General features: G+C 69.1%; 14 protein-coding genes. 7 read left to right on the top strand and 7 right to left on the bottom strand.

Translation table 11 applies throughout. The features are described from left to right. Positions 1-92 precede the first annotated feature (92 nt). Both A5727_RS25085 and A5727_RS25080 read left to right on the top strand, forming a co-directional pair. Positions 93-1,307 (top strand): acyltransferase family protein, encoded by a 1,215-nt coding sequence (locus A5727_RS25085; protein WP_068256945.1) that lies wholly within the window; start codon positions 93-95, stop codon positions 1,305-1,307. A 9-nt stretch (positions 1,308-1,316) separates the two neighbouring features. Beyond that, positions 1,317-2,015, top strand: a complete 699-nt coding sequence (locus A5727_RS25080; protein WP_502687710.1) for an Rv0518 family GDSL lipase — start codon at positions 1,317-1,319, stop codon at positions 2,013-2,015. Positions 2,016-2,052: 37 nt separating this feature from the next. Here A5727_RS25080 and A5727_RS25075 read toward each other — a convergent pair whose 3' ends face one another. From A5727_RS25075 to A5727_RS25060, 4 genes are all read right to left on the bottom strand, one after another. Then, positions 2,053-2,877, bottom strand: a complete 825-nt coding sequence (locus tag A5727_RS25075; protein ID WP_068256942.1) for a mycofactocin-coupled SDR family oxidoreductase — start codon at positions 2,875-2,877, stop codon at positions 2,053-2,055. A 178-nt stretch (positions 2,878-3,055) separates the two neighbouring features. Next, on the bottom strand, positions 3,056-5,278 hold the full coding sequence (katG, locus tag A5727_RS25070) for a catalase/peroxidase HPI (RefSeq protein ID WP_068256938.1): 2,223 nt from the start codon (positions 5,276-5,278) through the stop codon (positions 3,056-3,058). 36 nt (positions 5,279-5,314) lie between these two features. Continuing rightward, positions 5,315-5,758: a Fur family transcriptional regulator gene (locus A5727_RS25065; protein ID WP_068256933.1), complete on the bottom strand. Its 444-nt coding sequence runs from the start codon at positions 5,756-5,758 to the stop codon at positions 5,315-5,317. Positions 5,759-5,834: 76 nt separating this feature from the next. After that, on the bottom strand, positions 5,835-6,611 hold the full coding sequence (locus tag A5727_RS25060) for a glutamine amidotransferase (protein ID WP_231992219.1): 777 nt from the start codon (positions 6,609-6,611) through the stop codon (positions 5,835-5,837). A 76-nt stretch (positions 6,612-6,687) separates the two neighbouring features. On the opposite strand from A5727_RS25060, the gene A5727_RS25055 reads away from it, so the two are divergent. The 4 genes from A5727_RS25055 to A5727_RS25040 all read left to right on the top strand — a co-directional run bounded on the left by A5727_RS25055 (position 6,688) and on the right by A5727_RS25040 (position 9,901). Beyond that, the gene (locus tag A5727_RS25055; protein ID WP_068256931.1) at positions 6,688-7,641 is read left to right on the top strand and encodes an enolase C-terminal domain-like protein; all 954 of its coding nucleotides are present in this window, start codon (positions 6,688-6,690) and stop codon (positions 7,639-7,641) included. A 58-nt stretch (positions 7,642-7,699) separates the two neighbouring features. After that, entirely contained in the window at positions 7,700-8,194 is a 495-nt protein-coding gene (tpx, locus tag A5727_RS25050; protein WP_068256928.1) for a thiol peroxidase, read from the top strand. A 200-nt stretch (positions 8,195-8,394) separates the two neighbouring features. Further along, positions 8,395-9,063 carry an NlpC/P60 family peptidoglycan-binding protein RipD gene (gene ripD, locus A5727_RS25045; protein ID WP_068256924.1) on the top strand — a complete coding sequence of 223 codons (669 nt, stop codon included), beginning with the start codon at positions 8,395-8,397 and terminating at the stop codon, positions 9,061-9,063. Between the two features lie 55 nt (positions 9,064-9,118). Continuing rightward, on the top strand, positions 9,119-9,901 hold the full coding sequence (locus tag A5727_RS25040; RefSeq protein ID WP_068256921.1) for a hypothetical protein: 783 nt from the start codon (positions 9,119-9,121) through the stop codon (positions 9,899-9,901). On the opposite strand, the gene tenA is transcribed toward A5727_RS25040, so the two are convergent. Further along, positions 9,898-10,599, bottom strand: coding sequence for a thiaminase II (tenA, locus tag A5727_RS25035; RefSeq protein ID WP_068256918.1), 702 nt, complete (start codon positions 10,597-10,599; stop codon positions 9,898-9,900). The genes A5727_RS25040 and tenA overlap by 4 nt on opposite strands. 36 nt (positions 10,600-10,635) lie before the next feature. Beyond that, a complete protein-coding gene (locus A5727_RS25030; protein WP_082950025.1) occupies positions 10,636-12,195 on the bottom strand; it encodes a class I adenylate-forming enzyme family protein in 1,560 nt (519 codons plus the stop codon). A 115-nt stretch (positions 12,196-12,310) separates the two neighbouring features. On the opposite strand from A5727_RS25030, the gene A5727_RS25025 reads away from it, so the two are divergent. Beyond that, complete coding sequence (locus A5727_RS25025; protein WP_068256915.1) at positions 12,311-13,084, top strand: hypothetical protein; 774 nt, start codon at positions 12,311-12,313, stop codon at positions 13,082-13,084. 3 nt (positions 13,085-13,087) lie between these two features. Here A5727_RS25025 and A5727_RS25020 read toward each other — a convergent pair whose 3' ends face one another. Next, complete coding sequence (locus tag A5727_RS25020; RefSeq protein ID WP_068256910.1) at positions 13,088-13,930, bottom strand: MPT63 family protein; 843 nt, start codon at positions 13,928-13,930, stop codon at positions 13,088-13,090. Positions 13,931-14,109: the final 179 nt, after the last annotated feature.

The following is a 14,109-nucleotide window of genomic DNA, read 5'->3' as shown; positions in this document are numbered from 1 at the left end:
GTGCAGGGCCGGTGCGAACCGGCGCCCACGGTCGTCGCTCGGTCGGGCTTCGCGAAACTGCAGTGAATCGGATACGTGACGGAAGTGTGTTTGTGCGCGGTGGAGAGATCAGAGCTCTGACGGGCTTACGCATTCTCGCCGCGGTCTGGGTCGTGCTGTTCCACTTCCGCCCGCTGCTGGCCGCGGCGGCGCCCACGGTGAGCGAGGCGCTGGCACCGGTGCTGAACTCCGGTGCGCAGGGGGTCGACCTGTTCTTCATCCTCAGCGGCTTCGTGCTCACCTGGAACTACCTGGACCGGATGGGTCCGTCATGGTCGACCCGGGAGACGCTGCATTTTCTGTGGTTGAGGCTGTCCCGCGTGTGGCCGGTGTACCTGGTGACGCTGCACCTGGCGGCGGCCTGGATCATCTTCACGCTGCACGTCGGCCATGTGCCGTCGGAGGCCGCCGACCAGCTCACGGCCATCAGCTATGTGCGCCAACTGCTCCTGGTTCAGTTGTGGTTCCAGCCGTTCTTCGACGGCTCGAGCTGGGACGGCCCGGCCTGGTCGATCAGTGCCGAGTGGCTCGCGTACCTGCTGTTCGGTGTTCTGATCCTGGTCATCTTCCGGATGGCGGCGGTGACGCGGGCCCGCAGTCTGCTGCTGCTGGCCGTCGCGGCGTCGTCGGCGCCGGTGCTGCTTCTGCTGGCCAGTGGCGAGTTCTACACGCCGTGGAGTTGGCTGCCCCGCATCGTCATGCAGTTCACCGCCGGCGTGCTGGCCTGCGCGGCCATTCGCAGGCTTCGCCTCGGGCACGGCCAGCGGCAGGTCGCGGGGGCCGCGGCGCTGGTGATCGCGGTGGCCGTCATCGCCCTGCAGTACTGGTTCGACGCCAATCCGATCTCCGGGGTCAGCGACAGCAGTGGCGTGATCGACCTGCTGTTCGTCCCGTTTGTGGCGGCGCTGGCGGTCGGGGTCGGGGCGCTGCCCTCCCTGCTGGCGACATCGGTCATGGTCTACGGCGGTCACATCTCGTTCTCGGTCTACATGGTCCACGAGCTGGTCCACACCGCGTGGACCTGGACCGAACAGCAGTTCTCCCTGACGCTGCAGGGCTGGCCGGGCCCGCTCATGCTGGTCGGCATCTATGCGGCCGTGTTCGCGGGGGCGTGCGCGCTGTATCACGGCGTGGAGGAACCGGCGCGCAAGTGGATGCGGCGCATGCTCGGTGCGCGCGGATCCGGCCCGAAACCACCCCGCGCACGTGTGTCGTCGTCAGCGAACAGTCCTGCGCCGCTGCAGGTTTTCCGGTCCGCCGCGCCGTAAGCTGTGTTGGTGATCGACCGGGGGACGGGCCGCCTGTCTGCGCTGCTCGTGACAATGACCATGCTCCTCGGCGCCGTCGCCGCACCGCCGGTGACAGCCGCACCGGTGACGCGCGAGACACCGATTCACCGTATCGCGGTGATCGGCGACTCCTACACCAACGGGACCGACGAGGGGGGTCTCGGCGCACAGGCCTGGCCGGTGCGGGCACAGCAGACCCTCTCGCGTCAGGGCCTCACCGTGGCCGCCGATGTGGCAGCCGAGGGTCGCGCCGGGTACGACACCGTCGGCAACCGCGGCAGCGTCTTCCGGGATCTGGTGGTTCGTGCCGTGCGTCCCGACGACACGCTGGTGGTGTTCTACGGGTCCCGCAACGACCGCGACGTCCCGCCCGATCGGCTCTCGCAGGCGGTGCGGGACACGCTGCAGCTGGCCCGGGGTGCCGCACCGCAGGCGCGTCTGCTGGTGATCAGCACGCCGTGGCCGACGGCCGACGTGCCTCCCGACATCCTCGGCGTCCGCGACGTGCTGGCCGCACAGGCGCGTGCGATGGGCGCCAGCTTCGTCGATCCGATCGCGGCTCGGTGGTTCGTCGACCAGCCCTGGCTGATCGGCTCCGACGGCGTGCATCCCACCGACGCCGGGCACGCCTACATGGCGGACAGGATCGCGCCACTGATGGCCGGGCAGCTTCCGCGCACCGTCTGATCCCGACTCCGGACTGAGACGCGGCCAGACGGCTGGCTCACATGGCCGCGTGGCCTGCGTCGACGGGCAGGGCCACGCCGGTGACGAACCGGGCCTGGGGGCTGACCAGCCACAGCACCGCGTCGGTCACGTCCTGCGCCTCGATGAACGGCACGTCCGGCAACAGATTGGCCGAGATCGAGCTCGAATTGGGGCTCTCGGCCATTATGCGGGCCATGTGCTCGTTGAGGATCATCGGAGTGCCGACCCCCGTCGGGTGCACGGAGTTCACCCGAATCCGGTGTGAGGAGTAGGCATTCGCGGCCGACCGCATCAGACCCACCACACCGTGCTTGGCCGCGGCGTAGGCGAACATCGCGGCGCTGCCGTCGCCACCACGGCCGACGAGGCCCTGCGCCGAACTGACCAACACCATCGAACCGCCGCGGCCCTTGCGGATCATCGACGGCGCCGTTGCCGTGATGGTGTTCCACACCCCGTTGAGGTTGGTCTCCACGATGGCGTGATACACCGCCTCGTCCTCGGGGTCGCGGTTGCCTATCGCGACCACTCCCGCGTTGGCGATGACGATGTCGATGTCGCCGAGTTCGTCGACTCCCTTCTGCACCGCCGCCCTGAGCTGGGCGGAGTCGCGGACATCGGCGACTCCGGTGACAACCCGACGGCCGGTGGCGGCGACCAGTCGCGCGGTCTCATCGAGATCCTCCCGGGAGGCCAGCGGGTAGGGGATCGCGTCGATGTCGGCGCAGATGTCGACGGCGATGATGTCGGCGCCGGCGGCCGCCAACGCCACGGCGTGGCTGCGGCCCTGGCCCCGGGCGGCGCCGGTGATGACGGCGACGGCGTTGTCGAGTTCGGTCACGAAGTTCCTCGGTTCTCTCGCGGTGCGAGTCGGCCGTTGTCGGCGGACAGGTCCTTTGACTCTATAAACATAGAGCGCAAGCCTCGGGTGGAACGGGGTGTATCGACCCCACAACGCGACAGTGCCCCGCGCGCCGAGGCGGGGGGGCACTGCCACTTCTCAGGGCTGCAGAGAAGTCTTACTTCTTGACGTCGAACCGGTCGGCGTCGAGCACCTTGGTGAACGCCGCGACGAAGTCCTTGACGAACTTCTCCTTGGCGTCGTCCTCGGCGTAGACCTCGGCGACCGCCCGCAGCTGCGAGTTGGAGCCGAACAGCAGGTCCACCCGGGTGCCGGTCCAGCGCTGCTCGCCGGTGGCGCGGTCGATGGCGACGTAGGTGCCGTCGTCAGCCGGCGACGGCTTCCACTCGACACCCATGTCGAGCAGGTTGACGAAGAAGTCGTTCGTCAGCGCGCCCGGGGTGTCGGTGAACACGCCGTGCTTGGTGCCACCGAAGTTGGTGTCCAGCACGCGCAGACCACCGATCAGGACCGTCAGCTCAGGGGCCGACACGCCCAGCAGGTTGGCGCGGTCGATCAGCCTGAACTCCGCCGGAAGGACGCCGCCCTTGCCGAGGTAGTTGCGGAAGCCGTCGGCCTTGGGCTCGAGGTAGGAGAACGACTCGACGTCGGTCTGCTCCTGCGTGGCGTCGCCACGACCCGGAGTGAAGGGCACCGTGACGTCGAAACCGGCTGCCTTGGCGGCCTTCTCGACACCGACGACACCGCCGAGGACCACCAGGTCGGCGAAGGACACGTTGACGCCCGCCGAGGACTGGATCTCCTCGAGCTTCGCGATCACCTGGGCCAGCTCGTCGGGCTCGTTGACCTCCCAGCCCAGCTGCGGCTGCAGGCGGATCCGACCACCGTTGGCGCCACCACGCAGATCGCTGCTGCGGAACGTCGAGGCGGCCTTCCACGCGGTCGAAACCAGTTGCGAGACGGTCAGACCCGAGTCGGCGATGGCCGACTTGAGCGTCGCGACATCAGCGTCGGACAGCTGCGGCCCGGCCGGGGTGATGTCCTGCCACAGCCAGGTGTCCTTGGGCGTCTCCGGCCCGAGGTAGCGGTCCACGGGTCCCATGTCGCGGTGCAGCAGCTTGAACCACGCCTTGGCGAACTCTTCGGCCAGCTCTTCGGGGTGATCCAGCCAGCGGCGGGTGATCTGCCCGTAGATCGGGTCGAAGCGCATCGCGAGGTCCGAGGTCAGCATCGACGGGTGCGTCTTGCCGGTGCCCTGGGCCTCCGGCACCGAGTTGGCCCAGCCGTTGTCCTTCGGCTTCCACTGGTTGGCGCCGGCCGGGCTCTTGGTCAGCTCCCACTCGTTGCCGTAGAGGATCTCCAGGAAGCTGTTGTCCCACTTGGTGGGCGTGTGCGTCCAGATGACCTCGAGGCCCGACGAAACGGTGTCGTTGCCGTGGCCGGTGCCCTGCGGGTTGTGCCAACCCAGGCCCTGCAGCTCCAGGGGAGCGGCCTCGGGCTCGGGGCCGACGAGTTCGGCGTCACCGTTGCCGTGGGTCTTGCCGAAGGTGTGGCCACCGACGATCAGTGCCGCGGTCTCGACGTCGTTCATCGCCATGCGCGCGAAGGTGTCGCGGATGTCGACGGCCGAGGCCAGCGGATCCGGGTTGCCGTTGGGGCCTTCGGGGTTGACGTAGATCAGGCCCATCTGGACTGCGGCCAGCGGGTTGTCCAGGTCGCGCTCACCGGTGTAGCGCTTGTCGTCGAGCCACTCCTGCTCGGGACCCCAGTAGACGTCCTCCTCGGGTTCCCAGCGGTCCTCGCGGCCGAACGCGAAACCGGCGGTGCGGAAGCCCATGTCCTCCAGCGCCACGTTGCCGGCGTAGACGATCAGGTCGGCCCACGAGATGTTCTTGCCGTACTTCTTCTTGACCGGCCACAGCAGGCGGCGCGCCTTGTCCAGGTTGACGTTGTCGGGCCAGCTGTTGAGCGGCGCGAAGCGCTGCATGCCCGCCCCGGCACCGCCGCGGCCGTCCTGCACGCGGTAGGTGCCCGCGGCGTGCCACGCCATCCGGATGAACAGCGGGCCGTAGTGCCCGAAGTCCGCCGGCCACCAGTCCTGCGAGGTCCGCATGACCTCGACGATGTCGGCACGCAGCGCGTCGACGTCCAGCGACTGCACGGCGCTGGCGTAGTCGAAGCCCTCGTCGAGGGGGTTGATGACCTCGGGGTTCTTCTGCAGGATCTTCAGGTTCAGCTGGTTGGGCCACCAGTCCCGGTTGGAGCCGCCGGCGACCGGAGGCTTGACGCTGCCGAAGCCGGCGGGGCAGCCGCCCTGGGCCGCGTCCGTCTGGGCCTCGCCGACGGGCGGGGAGTCTTGAATCGGGCGATCGTCAGGCACTGACTGTTCCTTTCGAGAGGGTGAAATGGGCTGTGATCACGAATGTGATCGCGAAATCTGAGCTTTCGAGCAGTCGGGGCACAGACCCCAGTAGATGACCTCGGCCTCGTCGATCATGTAGCCGCGGTCATCGGAGGCCGTCAGGCACGGGGCCTCGCCGATCGCGCAGTCGACATCGGCGATCTCGCCGCAGGAGCGGCAGACGATGTGGTGATGGTTGTCGCCCACCCGAGCCTCGTAGCGCGCCACCGATCCGGAGGGCTGGATCCGGCGGATGAGGCCGACGGCGGTCAGGGCGTTCAGGGAATCGTAGACCGCCTGGTGGGAGACATCGGGGAGGTCCTCGCGGACGGCCCGGATGATGGTGTCGGTGTCAGCGTGTGCGTGCTCACACACTGCGCCCAACACCGCGACCCGGGGCCGCGTCACGCGAAGGTCAGCTGCACGCAGCTGATTCGCGAAGTCGGGAGCCGTGGTCATGCGAACATGTCTACCGAGTTTTCTTGATTCAGTCAAGAATAGCGATTGCGGCGAGTCGAACCACCGCCGGCGACGTTCAGCGGGACCAGCGTACGACGAAGTTGCGCAGAATCAGTGAGGAATGCTCGATGTGTCGTGCGTGCGCGGCGGCCTTGATCGCGTCGGCCGTCTCCGGCGGGAAGTACCCGGCGTGTTTGTACGCCTCGACCCGGGTGGCCATACCGTCGGCATCGAGTTCGGGGTGGAACTGCGTGGCGTAGACGTTGGTGCCCACGCGGAATGCCTGAACGGGGCACGCTGCCGACTGCGCCAGCCGAACCGTCCCCGCCGGGAGGGCGGAGGCCGCCTCTCGGTGCCCGCCCAGTGCGTCGAACACCGAGGGGACGCCGGCGAACAGGGGATCGGCCCGTCCGTCGTCGGTGAGTTCGACGGTCACCGGCCCCACGGGTTCGGGAAACCTGCGGTCGACGGTCGCGCCGACGACGGCGCCCAGGGTGCCGACGCCGTAGCAGCAGCCGAGGAACGGGAAGTCCCGATCGACGATGCGCTCGAGCAGGCCACGAAGGTCGCCCTCGACCCGCCGCTGGGTCGCGGACTTCGACTCGGGCGGGTCGCTGACGTTGTAGGGGCCCCCGCCCAGGATCACCCCAGACCAGTCGTCGAGATCGATCTGGCCCAGTGGGGTTCGGGTCAGCACCACTCGGTGCAGCTCGTCGGCCCCCAGACCGCCGAAGCGCCGCACGGCCCGGTACTCGTCGTCCGCGGCCGCGCGGTCGTCGCGGACCGAGAGCAGTAGGAAGGGCCGTCGCGGTGCGCGTGTCGCGGCGGGTCCGGTCACGACGGGTCCGGTCACGACGTCGACCTTCCTTCCGGCGGAACGGTCCAGAGTCGATTCTCGCACCGAACATCGTCGGCTACCGTGAGCGCCGGTGCGGACTTTCATTGATTTCGACGATGCTCCGGTCTTCGCGATTCCCAGGGTCGACGGATCGGTGTACTCCGGCGTGCTCATCGAGGGCCCGCAGGGCTGGGGTGAGTTCGGCCCCGGCCCCGACGCTGACCTCGAGACCGCGGTCCGCTGGTTGACCGCGGCCGTGGAGCCGGGGACGGTGGGTTGGCCCGATCCGAGGCGGGGTCGAATCCCCGTCGCGCTGTCGGTGCCGGCCGGCGGGCCCGAGCAGGCCCGCCGGCTGGTGGCCCAGTCCGGCTGTGTCGCAGCCGATGTCACCGTCGCGGCTCATCCGGGCGCACTCCGTGAGGATCTGGCCACGGTGGCCGCCGTACGGGAGGCCTTGGGCCCCGGTGGTGCGATCCGGGTTGATGCCGGCGGTCGCTGGGACCTCGACGCCGCAGTGGCGGCGATCCCAGAACTCGACCGCGCCGCCGGCGGGCTGGAATTCGTCGCGCAGCCCTGCTCCGATCTGACCCAGACCGCGCGGGTGCGCGCCACAGTGGGCGTGCGCATCGCGGTGCCGGTGACGGCGCGGACGGCGACGGCCGAACTGGCCGACTCCGCCGACGTGCTGGTGCTGAGCACTGGTCCGCTCGGCGGCGTCCGCCGTGCGCTGCGCGTCGCCGAGCGCTGCGGGTTGCCGGCGGTGGTGACCTCGGCGGGGGAGACGACGATCGGTCTGTCGAGTGGCCTGGCCCTGGCCGGGGCGCTGCCGGAGCTGCCGTTCGCGTGCGCCCTCGACGGAGTGTCACGACTGCGCGGTGACGTGGTGCCGGGATCCCGGTCCCTGATCCCCTCAGACGGGCACCTGCCCGTGGCGCCCATGCCGCCGGCCCCGGATCGCGAGGCCCTGGAGCGCTTCGCGGTCGCCGACGCGGCCACGGTCGCCCGGTGGCGCGGGCTGGTGTCCGCGGCGCTGACCAGGTTGTGAACTGGCGCGATGCGCACCCGGTCCAGTGCAACCGGCGGCGGCTTGGCAGACTGTGCGCATGGCACAGATAACCTTGCGCGGAAACCCCATCAACACGGTCGGTGACCTGCCCGGCGTCGGATCTTCGGCACCCGGCTTCGAGCTCACCGGCACCGACCTCGGCACCGTCGACAACGCTCAGTTCAGCGGTAAGGCAGTGGTGCTGAACATCTTTCCGTCGGTGGACACGCCGGTCTGCGCGACCAGCGTCCGCACCTTCAATGAGCGGGCCGCCGCCAGCGGTGTCGCGGTCCTGTGCGTCTCGAAGGATCTGCCGTTCGCGCAGAAGCGGTTCTGTGGCGCCGAGGGCATCGAGAACGTGACCACCGCGTCGGCGTTCCGCAGCAGCTTCGGCGAGGACTACGGCATCACCATCGCCGACGGCCCGATGGCGGGCCTGCTCGGTCGTGCCGTCGTGGTGATCGGTGCCGACGGCAACGTCAGCTACACCGAGTTGGTGCCCGAGATCGGAACCGAGCCCGACTACGACGCGGCGCTGGCCGCGCTGGGCTGACCGCCCGGGACTTCGGCGCCCGCACCGCATCGCCTCTGCGATGGGTGCGGGCGCCGTTCTGTCTGCGGGATTCGTCACGCATCACCGTTCGGTCACGGAACCGCAACGCCTTGAGCGGGCGGCCCATCGCGATTGGTCTGTTGTCGGCCCACTGTTGTAAAAGTGAATTAAGTGGCAGACGTGACGAAAGTTGAAGATCGATGAGACGCATGTGGGCGCCTGTGGTCGCAGTGGCGGTGGCTTTGGCGACGGTTCTGGCGACGGCCGGCGTGGCCGTGGCCTACCCGCAGAGGCCCGCGGTCAACCAGAAGGCCGTCGAGCAGGTCATCGCGCGCGCGGTGGCACAGCGCGGCGTGCCGTTCACCTACGGCGGCGGGGACGCGACAGGTCCCACCAAGGGCAGGCCGCAGGCGCCGCCGGCGGCCGCGCCCGGCCTGACCGAGACCGTTCCGGCTGTGCCCGGTTCCTCGCCGCTGATCCCGGGACTCGACGTGCCGCCGTCGCCCGGTCTGGTTCTGGGTGGCCAGCCGTCGGCCGGGGCTGCCGCGGTCGACCAGCAGGCCGCACAGCAGGCCGCTGAGCAGGCGAATGTCGTCGGGTTCGACGCCTCGGGCCTGATGGTCTACGCGTTCGCGGGAGTCGGCGTGAAACTGCCGAGGTCCTCCGGCGAGCAGTACCGGGTCAGCCAGAAGGTTGCGCCGTCGCAGGCGCTGCCCGGCGACCTGATCTTCTACGGGCCCGAGGGCACCCAGAGTGTCGCGCTGTTCATCGGCAACGGGCAGATGGTGGAAGTTGGGACTCAGGGTGTCGCGGTGTCGCCGGTGCGCACCAACGACATGACGCCCTACCTCGGACGCATCATCGCCTGACTCGCCGGTGACCCTTTGCCGTGAAGGCAACAGTATGGCCCTAGACTGACTGGCCGTGGGCACCCTCATCGCGTTCGCACCCTGGATCGTCTACTGGATTCTCGTAGGCAACGTGCCATTCCTGACCGCCGTGCTGGTCGCGCTGGTCATCGCGATCTTGGCGTTCGTGGTGGGGCGGATCCGCGGTGGACCGGGCCGCTCGCTCGAAATCGGCGCCTTGGCAACCTTTGTCGTGCTGACGGTGCTGGCGCTGACGGCGGACCAGGGGTTCATGGAGCGCTGGATGCAGCCGCTGAGCAACATCGGCATCTTCCTCGTCGCGCTTGTGGGTGCGTTGGTGGGCAAGCCATTCGTGCGCGAGTTCGCCGAAGTCGGCCAACCGCCGGGCGTCGTCGAGACCGACCTGTTCAAGCACATCACCAGCGTGCTCACCTGGATCTGGATCGCGGCGTTCGCGGGAATGTCGGTGTCCTCGGCGATTCCGCCGATCGTGTACGGCGAGGCGACCATTCTCGACACCAAGACCCCGCTGTCGTTCGTGTGCTACTGGGTCATTCCGTTCGCACTGCTCGGCGCGGCCGCGGTGGCCTCCCGCTATCTGCCCGACCGGATGCTCGCGGGCATCGACGACGTCGAGCGCAAGACCAGTTTCGTCGCCTACAGCGAAGCCGCCATCGACGAGTTGTACTACCTGGCACAGCAACACGTCGACAAGGAGGTCGGTGCCGGCCAGGAGGCCTACAACGTCAAAGTCGGCGGCAGCGGCACCCCGTTGACCGGAGACGAGAGCCGCCTGTCCTGGCCGGCCACCTACAAGGTGCGGGAGCGTAAGCGCTAGACGGGCCAGGTTTCGATGCGGTGGCCCGCATCGAAGAACATCCACTCATAACGAGACGTCGTCACGAAATGTCCGCGGGCGGCGGCCTGCTCGTCGGCGGCCAAACCCGGGCCGACTCGGTCGGTCAGCGTCAGGACCTCGGTGACGGTGGCGGCGAACTCGTCCCCGCCGTAGCTGTCGATCCAGAGTTGGTAGCGCGGATCCGACGAACCCCGTTGCAGCAGTTCGGCACCCACTCGCGCGTAGATCCAGTAGCACGGCAGCACCGCGGCCAGCCCCTCGGCGAAGGACCCGCCGTAGGCGGTGGCCAGCAGGTAGCTGGTGTAGGCGCAGGTGGTGGGGCTGGGCGGAATGTCGGCGAGGCGCGCTGAGTCCAACCCCAGCTGCGGCAGCAGTTCCCGGTGCAGCGCCAACTCGACGTCGAACACCTCGGCCGCGTGCCGGGCGAACATCGCGGTGTCCGCGGGCGTCGGAGCCTTGGCCGAGACCACCGAGAGGGCCTTGGCGTAGTCGCGCAGATAATGCACATCCTGCGCGACGTAGTGGCCGAACGCCTCCGGTGCCAGAGTGCCGTCGGTGAGTCCCGAGATGAAGGGATGCCCGATGATCGCCGGGTAGATGTCGTGATCGATGGCGTCCCACAGCCGGGCCGACCACGACTGGGGATCTCGGACGGTCAGAGATTCTGCGCTGCTCATCGCGCCACAACTTACCGGACGTCGAGGCTGCGGTGGTCAGCCGAGTCGGCGGGACGACAGGGTGCCGTCGGAGATCAACGCGCGCAGCGTGTTTCGGTCCAGCTTTCCACTGGGCAGGGTCGGTATCTGCTCGCTGGTCGCGATCACCCAGCGGGTCGGCACCTTGTAGCTGGACAGCTGCTCGCGGGTCAACCGCGCGACCGCGTCGAGGTCCAGTGCCGGGTCCGCGGGGACCAGCACCGCGCACACCTCCTCGGTGCGCACGGCGTCGTCCACGCCGAGGACCACACACTGCGCCACGCCGGGGAGTGCGGCGACGACGGCCTCGACCTCCAGTGGCGAGACATTCGCCCCGGCGGACTTGATCAGGTCCGTGGTGCGGCCGACGTAGAACAACCGCGGGTCACCGGACCTGCGGTAGACCCGGTCGCCGGTGTGATACCACCCGTCGGCGTCGAAGGTGTCCCAGCGTTCGCGCTTGTTGTAACCGGCCATGACGCCGATGCCGCGGACCAGCAGTTCGCCGACGGTGCCGTCGTCGACTGGGCGGCCCTCGTCGTCGACGATGGCGATGTCGGTGTGGACGAATCCGCCCGCGGTCTCAGACATGGTGCGGTGCACGGGAAATCCGTCCGGGACGTTGACCATCGCGATGTCGATCGGGCCGTCTTTCAGCAGTGGGGCACTGGACAGGTCGCGGGTGTCGAACGAGGGATCCTCACGCAGCTTCTGGGTGAACGCCGGCCACCCGATGACGCCGGTGCCGCGTTCGCGCTCGATCAGATCCAGCGCGGTTTCGGCGTCGAGTCTGGGCAGGGTCAGCAGGGTCAGGCCGCCGTGCAGTGCGCCCATCGCCGCAAGCACACCGCCGATCCAGAAGAACGGCATGGCGCACAGGACCCGGGCCGACGCGTCGGAACCGGTGACCGCGCGGACGGCCTCGGGCCAGGTCGAGGTCTGCCGCACCAGGGTCCCGTGGGTGTGCAGCACGCCCTTCGGGTCGGCCGTCGATCCCGAGGTGTGCACCATGATCGCAAGGTCCGCCGGCGAGACCTCGCGCTCGGCGGCGGCGAGAATCTCTGTGGGGCACCACGACTCGCTGTCGGTGTGACCGCCGGTCGCCCAGGCGCGATCAGTCGGCCCCGTCAGCACGATCGTACGCAGGTAGGGGGCGCCGACAACGGAGAGCGCCGCGCCGGTCTGCTGCGCGAGATCGGGGAATGCGGACTCGAACTGCCGAGCGACGTCGATGCTGAGCACTCGATCGGGTGCCACCAGCACGGCGATGTCGGAGAGCCTGGCGACCTTGGCAACCTCGGCCGGCGTGTAGAGGGTGCTCAGAGGCACGGCGAGCGCACCGATTCTGGCCGTCGCCAACCACCACAGCACCCAGTCGATCCCGTTGGGGAAGAACAGTCCGACACGGGTGCCCTTGCCCACACCCCGGCGCAGCAGCCAGCGCGCGATCTCCGCTGACCGCTGCTGCGCCTGGGCGAAGGTCAACCGCTCCGTCGGGGTCACGACGTAGTCCTGTGCGCCGAACTCGGCCGCGGTGCGGTGCAGGAGGGCCGGGACGGTCAGCGGCGATGAGGTCACGAGTCGATCTTCGCCGATGCGTCCGCACGGAGGGAGGCGGCCACGCCGACTACCCTCGGCAGGGGAACGCGTCACGTCGTAGAGAGCAGCACTGGAACGGAACTGAGAGGGACGGATGGACGCAGAGTCGGATCCTGGGGCCGGCAGCGCTGACAACACCGAACCCCTTCCGGTCCCCAGCCTCGGCGGTTACGCCGTGCGGCCCAGCCGCGAGCTTCTCGAGCACCACGCGCAGCGTGCCGTCGTCGACGACCCACGGCACGTGCCCACCGTCCTGCCACCGTTCGACTTCTCGGCGCTGGACATGAAGCGGGCACCCATGAGCCGCGCCCGCTGGGCCATGCTCGCGGGCGCGGTGGGACTCGTCGCCGTGCTCATCGCGGCGGTCACCGTCACGGCCACCCGATCCGAGGACACCGACGCCGTCGCCGAGAAGACTCCAGTCCTCGAGGACACCGGCGACCCGGCGGCCGAGCAGCGGCTGGCCGCACTGTTGCCCGCCGGCTTTCCGGCGGATGTGTGTGCGGCGAGCGCGCCGCAGGCGGATGCCCTGGCGCAGCTGGACTGTCGCGCGGCAGCCGACCCGGCGGAACGGCCGGCGGCGCGGTTCACCCTGGTCGCTGACCGGGACACGCTGGTGTCCACCTTCGACCGCATGGTGCAGTCGTCCTCGGTGGTGGTCTGCCCGGGACGGATTCAGTCCCCGGGCCCCTGGCGACGCAATGCCACCCCGAACGTGGTGAGCGGCACGGTGTTCTGTGCCCTGACGGGCCAGCAGGCCCTCGTCGCCTGGACCGATGAATCCAGCCTGGTGCTCAGCGAGATCCGCTCGAACGCCGGTCAGGCCGGCCTGGACCAGCTGTTCACCTGGTGGTCCGCCAACTCCTGACGGTCACGACACGGGCAGCGGAGTTCCCTGGCTGCCCTGTGCCGGCCCGTGCGGGGTGCCCTGGACCGGTGTGCCCTGGCTGCCGGGGGCTGGGGTGGCGGCGGCTGACGGTCCGTGCGGGGTGCCCTGGACCGGAGCCTCCGGAGCGGATGTGGCCGGCGCTGCGGGCGCGGGAGCGGCCTCGACGGGAGCGGCTTCCGGTGTGGCGACGTCCTCTGCGACGGTGGCGTCCTCCGGCAGCGGAGTGCCCTGTCGGCCGGTCGCGGGTGTGCTCGCAGGTTCGGTTTCCGGCGCCGCCGCCGGCGCGTCCGCTGCCGGCTCTGCTGCCGGGGCGGTGGGGACATTCGCCGTCGCCGCCGAAGAGGTGCTGCGCGCGGGCTCGGGCGCGGGCGTGACCCACACGAGAAGATCCTCGGTGCCGTTGTTGTAGACGACGGTGTCCGGCGCCGCGCCGGTCACGTCGAAGTACAGCTTGCCGGTGGACTTCTCACCCTGCGCCAAAGCGTTGGGGCTGATGCCCTGTGGGCTGGCGATCTGGAAGAGCACCCGGTAGCTGTCGCCGGATTCGCTGCGGGCGTTCAGGTTCGAGATGATCGGCAGCACGGTGCCCTGGATGGCCTCGTTGGTGGCGGTGGCCTCCCACAACGTGCCCCGCACGGCGTAGGGCACGGCATCGGCGCTCTGCTTGAGGTCGGCGATGGTCCAGCCCTGGACGACACCGCCGTCGTCGAGACGACCCTGCGAACCGATCTCCGTGGTCTCCGCATTGGCCAGCGGACCACCGAGGAGACCGGCGGCGAACAGTGCGGCCGACGCGGCAGTGGTGACGAGCCACCTGGTCTTCACAATCGAACTCCCTGGGATTGCCGAGACGTTCCCCCCGCGGGGACTGATCGAAAGTGAAACTAGCAGGTCAGGTTCCGTCGTGATGATGTTCCCGCGAGCTTTGATCAAATCCGTTCCGTCGTGCCCCTGTTTTGACAGAGCCGTGCCCGGGCACTGTTGAACCTGACAGACTTGCGCTG

The sequence above is a fragment of the Mycobacterium sp. ACS4331 genome, from assembly GCF_001667265.1.
GTDB lineage: Bacteria > Actinomycetota > Actinomycetes > Mycobacteriales > Mycobacteriaceae > Mycobacterium.
Note: the sequence above shows the minus strand (reverse complement) of the source record. Positions and strands in the feature narration are given on the sequence as shown.

What these genes read in the sequence shown, in the direction of transcription:
- A5727_RS25025 (WP_068256915.1), top strand. Translation starts at nt 12,311, where the DNA reads ATGGACGCAGAGTCGGATCCTGGGGCCGGCAGCGCTGACAACACCGAA.
- ripD (WP_068256924.1), top strand. Translation starts at nt 8,395, where the DNA reads ATGAGACGCATGTGGGCGCCTGTGGTCGCAGTGGCGGTGGCTTTGGCG.
- A5727_RS25065 (WP_068256933.1), bottom strand. Translation starts at nt 5,758, where the DNA reads ATGACCACGGCTCCCGACTTCGCGAATCAGCTGCGTGCAGCTGACCTT.
- tenA (WP_068256918.1), bottom strand. Translation starts at nt 10,599, where the DNA reads ATGAGCAGCGCAGAATCTCTGACCGTCCGAGATCCCCAGTCGTGGTCG.
- tpx (WP_068256928.1), top strand. Translation starts at nt 7,700, where the DNA reads ATGGCACAGATAACCTTGCGCGGAAACCCCATCAACACGGTCGGTGAC.